The sequence below is a fragment of the Streptomyces sp. NPDC059169 genome (assembly GCF_042755225.1).
Lineage (GTDB): Bacteria > Actinomycetota > Actinomycetes > Streptomycetales > Streptomycetaceae > Streptomyces.
This window is the reverse complement of the sequence record NZ_JBHZCF010000008.1, coordinates 254,521-261,547: the sequence shown is the minus strand read 5'-3', so window position 1 is coordinate 261,547 and position 7,027 is coordinate 254,521. Positions and strand designations below refer to the sequence as shown.

At 73.0% G+C, this 7,027-nt stretch carries 8 protein-coding genes; 5 read left to right on the top strand and 3 right to left on the bottom strand.

Translation table 11 applies throughout. The features are described 5' to 3' along the window. Positions 1-147: 147 nt before the first annotated feature. Both ACFXOM_RS17605 and ACFXOM_RS17600 read right to left on the bottom strand, forming a co-directional pair. On the bottom strand, positions 148-831 hold the full coding sequence (locus ACFXOM_RS17605; protein WP_384944976.1) for a DUF2993 domain-containing protein: 684 nt from the start codon (positions 829-831) through the stop codon (positions 148-150). Continuing rightward, positions 828-3,080, bottom strand: coding sequence for an MMPL family transporter (locus ACFXOM_RS17600; RefSeq protein WP_384944973.1), 2,253 nt, complete (start codon positions 3,078-3,080; stop codon positions 828-830). Before ACFXOM_RS17600 ends, ACFXOM_RS17605 begins: the two co-directional genes overlap by 4 nt. 150 nt (positions 3,081-3,230) lie before the next feature. Here ACFXOM_RS17600 and ACFXOM_RS17595 point away from each other — a divergent pair, with 150 nt between their 5' ends. From ACFXOM_RS17595 to ACFXOM_RS17575, 5 genes are all read left to right on the top strand, one after another. After that, complete coding sequence (locus ACFXOM_RS17595; protein ID WP_384931196.1) at positions 3,231-3,881, top strand: TetR/AcrR family transcriptional regulator; 651 nt, start codon at positions 3,231-3,233, stop codon at positions 3,879-3,881. Positions 3,882-4,054: 173 nt separating this feature from the next. Then, on the top strand, positions 4,055-4,477 hold the full coding sequence (locus ACFXOM_RS17590) for a Mov34/MPN/PAD-1 family protein (RefSeq protein WP_384931198.1): 423 nt from the start codon (positions 4,055-4,057) through the stop codon (positions 4,475-4,477). Positions 4,478-4,722: 245 nt separating this feature from the next. Further along, on the top strand, positions 4,723-4,845 hold the full coding sequence (locus ACFXOM_RS17585) for a putative leader peptide (protein WP_384931201.1): 123 nt from the start codon (positions 4,723-4,725) through the stop codon (positions 4,843-4,845). 99 nt (positions 4,846-4,944) lie between these two features. Continuing rightward, positions 4,945-5,232 carry a MoaD/ThiS family protein gene (locus ACFXOM_RS17580; protein WP_384944971.1) on the top strand — a complete coding sequence of 96 codons (288 nt, stop codon included), beginning with the start codon at positions 4,945-4,947 and terminating at the stop codon, positions 5,230-5,232. A 6-nt stretch (positions 5,233-5,238) separates the two neighbouring features. Continuing rightward, positions 5,239-6,189, top strand: coding sequence for a PLP-dependent cysteine synthase family protein (locus ACFXOM_RS17575; RefSeq protein WP_384931207.1), 951 nt, complete (start codon positions 5,239-5,241; stop codon positions 6,187-6,189). 303 nt (positions 6,190-6,492) lie between these two features. On the opposite strand, the gene ACFXOM_RS17570 is transcribed toward ACFXOM_RS17575, so the two are convergent. Continuing rightward, on the bottom strand, positions 6,493-6,999 hold the full coding sequence (locus ACFXOM_RS17570) for a type II toxin-antitoxin system PemK/MazF family toxin (RefSeq protein ID WP_385038392.1): 507 nt from the start codon (positions 6,997-6,999) through the stop codon (positions 6,493-6,495). Positions 7,000-7,027: the final 28 nt, after the last annotated feature.

The window sequence follows — 7,027 nt, the reverse complement described above, 5'->3', positions numbered from 1 at the left end:
TGGGGGGGAGGGGTTGCCTTTGGGGAGGTTCCGGCGGGGTGGTTGAGCCTCCCCCCTGGGGGTTGTTGTGAAAACGGACGGGGGGGGGGGGGGTGCTCCCCCCCCCCCCCCCCCCCCCCGCATCCGTGGTGGTGGAGCGGCACCCCGCTAGGTGAGCCGGACGTCCGACCCGCGGGCGTGCAGTACCACGCCCGCTCCGGTCACCGAGACGTCCGTGGGTTCGAGGCCCGCGGGCAGCTCCGGCAGCGTGCGGTCCTGCCCGGCGAACGCGCCGGAGATCCGCGGGCCCGACGGATCGACCGGACGCCCGGCGAACGACGCCGCCACCGGCACCACCTTGACGGTGCGGCCGGACAGGCGGAGCTCCGCGGTGACGGTCAGCGGCAGGCCGAAAACCTGCCGGTCGATGCGCAGCCTGCCGTGGCCGTCGTCCGACAGCGACGTGTCGGGGCCGAGCCCGTCACCGAACGAGCCGAAGGGAGCGGTGAACCGGGCGTCCGCCGACGCTGCGCGGTACGAGCCGGCGTGCTCCGACACGTCCGTGAAGTCCATCGACGCCTGTACGGACCGGCCTTCCCGGGTGACGGCGTCCGCCCGCACCGCCACCCGGGAGAAGCTCCCCTCTGCCGCGCTCAGCAGGAAGGGGAAGCCGTCGATGGTCACCTGCGGCTCGCCGACCACCTCGCTCTGCCGCGCCGCGATGCGGTCGGCGAGCCGGTGCTCGGCAAGGGCGGCGGCGACCCGGTCGGCCGCCGGGAGCAGGGTGATCAGCACGGCGGCCGCTGCCGCCCACAGCAGCCGTTTGCGGGCCCGGACGGGGCGGCGGCTCATGACGCCCCCCTGGTGAGGGTGAGGTCGGCGCTGTCGGCCCGGTCCTCGTCGGGAGCCTCGGCAGCGGGCTGTTCCGGTCCGTGCCCGTCGTCCTCGACGTCCATGTGCGGGAGCAGCCGGTCCAGCCACCCGGGCAGCCACCAGTTGGCGCGCCCGAGCAGGACCATCGTCGACGGCACGAGGACACCGCGGACGACGGTGGCGTCCAGGGCGACGGCGGTGGCGAGGCCCAGCCCGAACATCTTCACCACCGGGTCGTCGGACAGCAGGTAGCTCAGGAAGACGCTGACCATGATCAGCGCTGCCGAGGTGATGATCCGCCCGGTGCCGGCGAGACCGCTGATCACCGCCTCCCGGTTGTCCCCGCGCCGCAGGTAGGCCGCCCTGACGGCACTGAGCAGGAACACCTCGTAGTCCATCGACAGCCCGAAGAGCACGGCGAACATCAGCAGGGGCACGTAGCCGGGGATCGGCACCGGGCCCTCCAGCCCGATCAGGGACGTACCCCAGCCCCACTGGAACACGGCTGTCAGCACCCCGTAGGAGGCGGCGACCGAGATCAGGTTCATCAGCGCGGCCTTCACCGCGATGACCGGGGAGCGGAAGGCGAGCAGCAACAGCAGTGCGGCGACGGCCAGGACGAATCCGACGACCACCGGCATCCGTCGGGCGAGGCGTTCGTTGAGGTCGTCCTGGACCGCTGACATGCCGCCGACATGGGTGATCTGGCCGGATCCGGCGGTGGCCTGCGGCAGCGTTTGCTCCCGTAGGGTGCGCACGAGCCCGGCGGTGGCCGGATCGCCCGGTGCGGTCGTGGGGGTGACCTGCCATCGAACGTGTCGTTTGTCCGTGCTGAGTTGGGCCGGTGCCACGGTGGCCACGCCGTGCGTCCCACGGAGCGCTTCGGTGACGGAGGAGACCTGGCCGTCACCGGGTCCGGAAGCCGGGCTGGTCAGCTCGGCGGTGACCTGGAGGGGCCCGTTGGCCCCGGGACCGAAGGCGTCCGCCAGCCGGTCGTAGGCGGTTCTGCTCGACGTGCCCGCGGCCTTGTCGCCCGCGTCGAGCTGGCCGAACGTCAACTGGGAGGCGGGCAGGGCCAGTGCTCCGGTGAGAGCGAGCCCCGCCAGCAGCAGGCGCCAGGGTCGGGCGGCGACGAACTCGGCCGCGCGGCCCCAGCCCCGGGCACGTCCGGCCGTTTCCCCGGACCGGGCAGGGTCCGGCGAGGGTTCCCCGGCGTGGGCCTTCGGGGTGAGCCAGCGCCCCAGGAGCGCGAGCACGGCGGGCAGCAGGGTGAGCGTGAGGGCCATGGCGACCAGGACGGCGATGCCGGGGGCGAGCGCCAGCGCGTGCAGCAGGGGCAGGCCGCCCAGGGCCAGACCTGCGAGCGCGGTGATGACCGCGCACCCGGCGAAGGCCACGGCCTTTCCGGAACCGGCCGTGGTGCGCGCCGCGGCGTCCTGGACGTCCACGCCGGCCGCCCGCAGTTCACGGAAGCGGGTCAGGCAGAACAGGGTGTAGTCGATGCCCACCCCCAGGCCGATCATGGCGGCGATGGTGGTTCCCGATGACGGCATGTCCATGAGATGTCCGACCAGGCCGATCACGGACAGCGAGATGGCGAGGCCGATTGCGCCGATGAGCAGCGGGACTCCGGCGGCCACCAGGCTGCCGAAGCCCACGGCCAGGATGGCGAAGGCGGCCGTCAGGCCGATGATCTCGCTGTGGCCGGTCGAGCCCTTGTCCTCGGCGGCGGCCAAGTCCCCACCGGCCGTGACCTGGAGTCCGGCGCCGGTGGCCGGGGCGGTCGCGTCCACGATGCTCCGGGTGGTGTCGGCGGCGATCTCCCGTCCGCTGAGGTCGAGTTCGACCGACAGGTAGCCGGTGCGTCCGTCCGCGCTCAGCGCGCCCCGGCCGGACGGGTCGTAGGGGGTCGTGACGGCCACGACGTGGGGCACGTCCTCGACGGCCCGCGCCGCCGCCTCGACCGCCCGTTTCGTCTCCGGTGAGGTCAGGGGCGCGGCGCCCGGCGGCGCGTAGAGCACGACGGGCTGGCGTCCGGACGCCGAGTCGTGGAACGCCGCGCCGGCGTCCCGCGCGGCCTGGCTGTCGCTGCCGGGAATGGTGACGGCCTCGGTGGTGACCTTGCCGAAGACTGCGACGGCGCCGGTCGACAGGGCGATCAGCAGGAGCCAGGTGGCCAGGATCCTCTTGGGCCTGCGGGCGCACCAGCGCCCGACGGACAGGAACATCAGGAAGTCGTCCTCCCGTACGGACAGGGGGTCATGACCGAGACGGGACGTCGAGCGGCCGCCCCCCGGTGGAACTCATTGCACTGAGCGTGCAATGGAACGGTTGCATTTGAAGTGCAAGAATGTCAACGAGACATGGGGAGGACCGAGGTGAAGCAGCCCACCCGACAGGTGCCCGACCGGGCGCCCGACCGCGCCCCGGACGGCCGTACCGAGCGCGGGCGGCAGACCCGCGAGAAGATCGCCGACGCGATGCTCTCCCTGCTCGACGAGGGGGAGACGCGCTTCCCCGCGGACCGGGTCGCCGAACGCGCGGGCGTCTCCCGACGCCTGGTCTTCCACCACTTCGTCGACATGTCCCAGCTCGCGGACACCGCCATCGCCCGGCGGCTGGACCAGTTGGCCGCGCAGATCAGGCCGCTCGAGGCGGACGGCCCGCGGCCGGAACGGGTGGCGGCGCTCGTCGAACAGCGCTCCCGGATCCTGGAGTGGATCACGCCGGCGCGGCTGACGATGATGCGTATCGACCAGCCGTCCGAGCGCGTCGAAGAGGCCACCCGGCACGTGCTCGCCTTCGCCCGGCGCAGACTGGAGGAGGTCTTCGCCCAGGAACTCGCCCGGCTGCCCGACACGTGCAGGACGGACGTGCTCAACGCCCTGGACGCAGCGACCACCTGGGGCGCCTGGTACCACTGGCGCAGCAGCGGCCTGGACGTCGAGGCCGCGGGACGCGCCATGGCGGCCGGCGTGCACGCCCTGCTCGCGGCGACCGACCGGCCGGAGGTCCTGCCCGGCGCGTGACGGGTCGGGCGTCGACTGCGGTCCGTGCGTCCGCGAGCGCCGGCCGAAGGACGGACAGTGCGGCTGGGCCCCCGCACACGCGCCGGCGGCCCGCTCCGCGGTGGGACCGCTTCCGTCTCGCCGAACGATCCCCGGATCTCGGATCGGGGGACAGCCCGCCTATTCTCGTCCCCATGCTGACCATCACCCAGGCCCTGCACGACCAGATCGTGGCGCACGCCCGCGCCGACCACCCCGACGAGGCGTGCGGAGTGGTGGCGGGACCGGCAGGCTCGGGGCGTCCCGAGCGGTTCATCCCCATGCTCAACGCCGCCCGTTCACCCACGTTCTACGAGTTCGACTCGGCGGATCTGCTCGCGCTCTACCGCGAGATGGACGACCGCGACGAGGAGCCGGTGATCATCTACCACTCCCACACGGCCACCGAGGCGTACCCCTCCCGCACCGACATCTCGTACGCCAACGAGCCCGGCGCCCACTACGTCCTGGTCTCGACCGCGGACACGGACGACGCGGGCCCCTTCCAGTTCCGGTCGTTCCGGATCGAGGAGGGTGTGGTCACCGAGGAAGACGTCAAGGTCGTCGAGGCGTACTGACGCCCCGCCCGCGCATGCGTCCCGGGCACGGGTCGACCGGGGCGCCGCCCCGATCGAGCGGACGGTCCCCGGCCCCCCGGACCCCGGTTCGTCACCGGCGCACGACACCTCACCGGTGACGAAGCCGGGGCCGCGCCCGCCCGGTCCGCTGTCCGCCCGCCCTGCTGACCACCTGGTGACCGGATCGAGTCCGCAATGCGAGATCACATGCCGGTGGGGGGTCCGGGAATCGTTACGATGACCGCATGGTTTCGAACGACGTGAGCGAAAAGACGCCGGGCACGCTGCTCGTTGCGCGGCTGCACGTCGACCTGTGCCGCCTTGCCAGCGCCATCTGTACGCGCTGCGCCGAGAGCCGGACGGCCTGAGCCGCGGCCCGAGCGCACCACCCTGCACCACACCCCCGCGCGGGGGTCAGCCGCGCGCCGCACGTACCGCCCACGCCCCTTCCGACAGGAGCCCATGCCATGGCCATCGAGGTCCGCATCCCGACCATCCTCCGCACCTACACCGACGGCGCCAAGGCCGTCGAGGGCAACGGAGAGACCCTCGCCGAGCTCTTCGTCGACCTCGAAGCCCGCCACGCAGGCATCCGGGAGCGACTCGTCGACCAGGCGAACGACGGGCAGCTGCGCCGCTTCGTGAACGTCTACCTGAACGACGAGGACGTGCGCTTCCTCGACGGCGTCTCCACCAAGCTGAGTGACGGCGACAACGTCACGATCCTGCCGGCCGTCGCCGGCGGCATGGTCTGATCACTGATGCGCTACGACTCTCCGCTCGCCGCGGTCGGCAACACGCCGCTGGTCCGGCTGCCCCGGCTCTCCCCGTCGGAGGACGTCCGCATCTGGGCCAAGCTGGAGGACCGCAACCCGACCGGCTCCGTCAAGGACCGCCCTGCGCTCCACATGATCGAGCAGGCGGAGAAGGACGGCCGGCTCACCCCCGGCTGCACCATCCTGGAGCCGACCAGCGGCAACACCGGGATCTCGCTGGCGATGGCGGCCAAGCTCAAGGGGTACCGCATCGTCTGCGTCATGCCGGAGAACACCTCACAGGAACGTCGGGACCTGCTCGCCATGTGGGGCGCGGACATCGTCCCGTCGCCGGCCGCCGGCGGCTCCAACACGGCGGTCCGGGTCGCGAAGGAGCTTGCGGCCGAACATCCCGACTGGGTGATGCTCTACCAGTACGGCAACCCGGACAACGCGGGCGCGCACTACGCCACCACCGGTCCCGAGATCCTCGCCGACCTGCCCTCCGTCACGCACTTCGTGGCGGGCCTCGGTACCACGGGCACGCTCATGGGCGTCGGCCGCTACCTGCGCGAGCACAAGCCGGACGTCAAGATCGTGGCAGCGGAGCCGCGCTACGACGACCTCGTCTACGGCCTCCGGAACCTCGACGAGGGCTTCGTGCCCGAGTTGTACGACGCCGCCGTGCTCACCACCCGCTACTCGGTCGGCTCGGCGGACGCGGTCCAGCGCACCCGTGAGCTCCTCCAGCAGGAGGGGATCTTCTCGGGGGTCTCCACGGGCGCGGCACTGCACGCCGCGATCGGCGTGGGCAACAAGGCCCTCAAGGCGGGCGAGTCCGCGGACATCGTCTTCGTCGTCGCCGACGGCGGCTGGAAGTACCTTTCGACCGGGGTCTACACGGCGCCGACGACCGAAGCTGCGATCGAGGCCCTCCAAGGGCAGCTCTGGGCCTGACGCGGTCCGACCCCGTCCGCTTCCTGTTCCGCCGTCCGGCCGCCGACCGTGCTCGGCCGGGGCGACGCGGATCGCCCGGCGATCCCGTCAGGCCGCCCCCGAACCGGGGGGTGCGGGTTCGTCGTCGCAGCCGGTCAGGTCCGCGCCGGCGGAGGACGGGGGGCGCCTGCCACCGTTCGGCCGGCGAGCCCGCACCTCCGGCGCGGGCGACGGTGCCCAACCGGATCTCCGGGGACGGCGCCCGTGGGACAACGACGCCCCCTCGTGGGTCCACCGCGCCGTCACCCCGAGCGGCCAGCGCCCTCACAGGTGCCGCAGTTGGTCCCAGAGCACGGGGTCCACCACCCCCACCCGGCGCCGGAAATCGCCCATCCGTACCTCACGCAGCTCGTCCGTCTCCAGGAAGCTCGGGCGCCCCTGGGTGTCACCCACCGCGCCCGGGGGAAGCGGGATCACGCCCGGGCGTTCGTCGTGGTAGCGGCTGGTGATCTTCGCGACGCGGGCCGCCCGGCCGTGTACGGCGAGGACGAGGCAAGGGCGGTCCTTCGATCCGGGCCCGTCCTCGTACGGCACGTCGGCCCACCAGATCTCGCCCGGCTGGGGTCGAAGCCCCGGACCACCCCGCCCCCGGCGGCCACCACCTGCCGGACGTCCGCCCGCCGTGCGCCCGGAGGGCCTCCCTGGCGGACGCACCCGGCCACCCGGCCGGGGCCGGCCGCCGCGACCCACCCGCCCACGTGCGTCGGCCACCGCCGCGACCAGTGCGATCACCACTACCGCGCCGAGCGCGAGCCACCAGGACGTGTCCATACCTCGACGGTACCGGCGCGCGCACCGC